Here is a 3142-nt window from a genome sequence, read left to right as displayed (position 1 = left end):
CGGCCCGACGCACCGCCCGTCCCCGAGGGCGCCGACGAGGAGGTGCGCGAGATCCTCGCCGGCCTCTACGGCGACGGGATCATCGCGAAGCGGGGCGCCTTCAGCCGCGAGTGGGCCGCCCGGATGGGCGAGGACATCGAGGCCGCGTTCACCGAGGCGCGCGGCCGCGAGGGCGGCGCCGTCGGCCGCGGCCCGAACCGCTGGTACGTCGAGATCCACCCGGAGCAGCTGCGCGGGTTCGTCGACCTCGTGGACCACCCCTGGGTCCGCACGGTCTGCGAGAGCGTCCTCGGGCCCAGGTACCAGATCGTCGAGGTCGGCTTCGACATCCCCTTCGCCGGGGCCGTCGACCAGCCCTGGCACCGCGACTTCCCGATGCCGGAGGAGACCCGCACCGGTGGGCGGCTCACGTCGCTGGCCTTCAACCTCACCGCGGTCGACACCGAGGAGGACATGGGGCCCTTCGAGATCGCCCCCGGCACCCAGTGGGACTTCTCCGAGGAGTTCGACCACGGCATGTTCCCGCCGAGGTCGACGTGGTCGCGGTACGAGGAGCGCGCCGTGCGCAAGTACCCGCGGATGGGCGACGTCTCGGCCCGCTCGGCGCTCACCATCCACCGCGGCACGCGGAACCGCTCCACCAGGGCCCGGCCGGTGCTGGTCCTCGGCGTGGACGCCCCCGGCGCCGGCAACGCCGAGCACCACGACATGGCCGTCACCCGCGCGTTCCACGCGGCCCTGCCCGAGCGGGTGCGCGAGCACCTCGTCTGCCCCGTCGTCGACGAGCTGGCGCCCATCGTGCAGAAGCACTCCATCGAGGGCCTCGTCATGGGCGAGGCCTGAGGTCACCTGCGGGCGTGGCCGCTCGTCGCTGCTACGCCCGCAGGTGGCCGGTGTCGTTGTGCCGCAGCAGCAGCCACGGCCCGCGCGGGTCGCCGGGCGGGGTGGTGGCGATCTCCGCGACGCCCGTGGGGTCGACGTGCATCCGCTGCACCACCTGCGGCGGGACCTGCAGGGCGTCGGTGATCCAGAGCTTCACCGGGTACATGTGGCTCACGACGGCGATGGTGGCGCCCTCGTGCGCGGCGAGCAGCCGCTCGCGCACGCCGGCGACCCGGGCCGCCACCTGCAGCACCGACTCCCCGCCGGGTGCGACGGCGGCCGCGTCCTGCCGCCACGCCGGCAGGGCGCCGGGCCAGCCGCGTTCGACCTCGGCCTCCGTCAGCCCCTCCCAGGAGCCGAAGTCGATCTCCCGCAGGTCGTCCTCGACGCCCAGCGGCAGGCCCAGGGCCCCGGCCACCGCCTCCGCGGTCTGCCGGGCGCGGCGGACGGGGCTGGTGAGCAGCACGTCGACGCCGCCGCGCTCGCGCAGGGCGGCCGCCAGCAGCTCCGCCTGCCGCCGCCCCGTCACCGACAGCTCCGGGTCGGCGCCGGTGCAGCCGGACAGCCGCCGCTCGGCGGTGTGGGCGGTCGCGCCGTGGCGCACCAGGAGCACCGTCGTCGCACCGCGCACCGCGTACCCGCCGGGCGGTCCGGCGGCGGCAGGCCCGGTCCGGGTCGCGCTCACCGGGTGCCCGCTCCGTCCTGCGCCCCGCCCTGCGCCCCGTCCACGCTCGTCCCCTCCGGCATCGTCGACACCTCGAACCACACCACCTTCCCCGCGGGTTCCTCCCGCACCCCCCACGCGGCGGCCAGGACCTCCAGGATGTTCATCCCCCGCCCGTCCAGGGCCTCGTCGTTGCGCTCCACCCGCACCGGGTGGCGGGCGTTGTCGTCACCCACCTCCACGCGGACCGCCTGCGGGGTCAGCAGCACCCGCAGCCGCGCCTCGCTGCGGCCGTGGATGAGGGCGTTGGTGACGATCTCGCTGGCCAGCAGGACCGTCGTGTCGCAGACGTCCTCGTCGACGCCGGCCTCGCGGCAGCGCGCCCGCACGTGGGCGCGGGCCGCGCGCACGGCCGTGGCCGCCGGCTCCAGCACGAGCAGCGTCCCCTCGTCCACCCCGTCGGCGGCCACGGACCCCTCCCCGGGCGCCTCCGCGCCGGCGCGGCCGGGGGCCTCGACGCTGTCGGTGCGCAGCGCCAGCAAGGCGATGTCGTCCTCCACCGCCGGCGGCAGCTCCGCGAGCAGCGCGTCGCAGAAGCGGTCCAGCGGCAGCCCCACGTGCCGGGCCGCCGCCTGCCGCAGCCACGCGATGCCGTCGGCGATGTCCGCGCCGCGCCGCTCCACCAGGCCGTCGGTGTACAGCAGCACCGTGGAGCCGGCCGGCACCGCCCGGGCGTGGTCGCCGCGCTCGGTCGTGGGGTCCAGACCGAGCAGCAGGTCCGGCGGCGGGTCCAGCAGCTGCGCCGTGCCGTCGGGCAGCAGCAGCAGCGGCGGCGGGTGACCGGCCGTGGACCACCGCAGCACGTGGGTGCCCTTGCGGGCGTCGGACACCGACTGCTCCACCCGCGCCAGCACCGCGGTGGCCAGCGCACCCACCCGCAGGTCGGCCAGCGCCCGGTCCAGCGCCGACAGCACCAGCGAGGGCGACTCCGGCACCGTGTGCGCCACGCCGCGCAGCACGTTGCGCAGCTGGGCCATCATCGCGGCGGCCTCCCGGTCGTGGCCGGCCACGTCGCCGACCACGAGCAGGGTGCTGCCGTCGGGCACGCAGAACGCGTCGTACCAGTCCCCGCCGACCTGCGCCTCCTGCGCCGCCGGCTGGTAGCGCACCTCGATGGACAGCCCCTCCGGCCGCGGCGGCTCGGTGAGCAGAGTGCGCTGCAGCGCCTCGGAGAAGCGCTGGCTGGCCGCCACCGCCCGCCGCTCCGCCTGCCGCACCTGCAGGCGGTCCAGCCCCTGCGCGCACTGCGCCGCGAAGGCGTCCAGCAGGTCCACGTCCTCGGGGCGGAAGTCCCGCTCCCGGTCCCAGTGCAGCACCAGGGCGCCGAGGCGGCGCTCGCCCACCTGCAGCGGCAGGGCCGCCCAGGCCCGCACCCCGCCGGCCCGCGCCAGCTGCGGGGCGGCCGCCACGGCCGCCCCGAGGTCGGGCAGCAGCACCCGCCGGCCCGTGGCGGTCGCCACCGACAGCGGCAGCGGCCCGTTCAGCGGCAGGACGCCGCCGGTCCCCCCGTCGCCGGGGGCGGGGTCGCCGGCGACG

Annotated in this window: 3 protein-coding genes; 1 reads left to right on the top strand and 2 read right to left on the bottom strand. The window is 77.2% G+C overall.

The genetic code is table 11. The features are described 5' to 3' along the window. Window positions 1-42 precede the first annotated feature (42 nt). Window positions 43-843: a phytanoyl-CoA dioxygenase family protein gene (locus ABEB16_RS21345; RefSeq protein WP_345714186.1), complete on the top strand. Its 801-nt coding sequence runs from the start codon at window positions 43-45 to the stop codon at window positions 841-843. 31 nt (window positions 844-874) lie between these two features. Here ABEB16_RS21345 and ABEB16_RS21340 read toward each other — a convergent pair whose 3' ends face one another. Both ABEB16_RS21340 and ABEB16_RS21335 read right to left on the bottom strand, forming a co-directional pair. Further along, window positions 875-1567 carry a histidine phosphatase family protein gene (locus ABEB16_RS21340; protein ID WP_345714184.1) on the bottom strand — a complete coding sequence of 231 codons (693 nt, stop codon included), beginning with the start codon at window positions 1565-1567 and terminating at the stop codon, window positions 875-877. Continuing rightward, window positions 1564-3142: SpoIIE family protein phosphatase (locus ABEB16_RS21335; RefSeq protein ID WP_345714183.1), on the bottom strand; the 1579-nt coding region annotated here is incomplete at its 5' end. The genes ABEB16_RS21335 and ABEB16_RS21340, both read right to left, overlap by 4 nt.

This window comes from Kineococcus glutinatus (genome assembly GCF_039542765.1).
GTDB lineage: Bacteria > Actinomycetota > Actinomycetes > Actinomycetales > Kineococcaceae > Kineococcus_A > Kineococcus_A glutinatus.
Note: the sequence above shows the minus strand (reverse complement) of the source record. Positions and strands in the feature narration are given on the sequence as shown.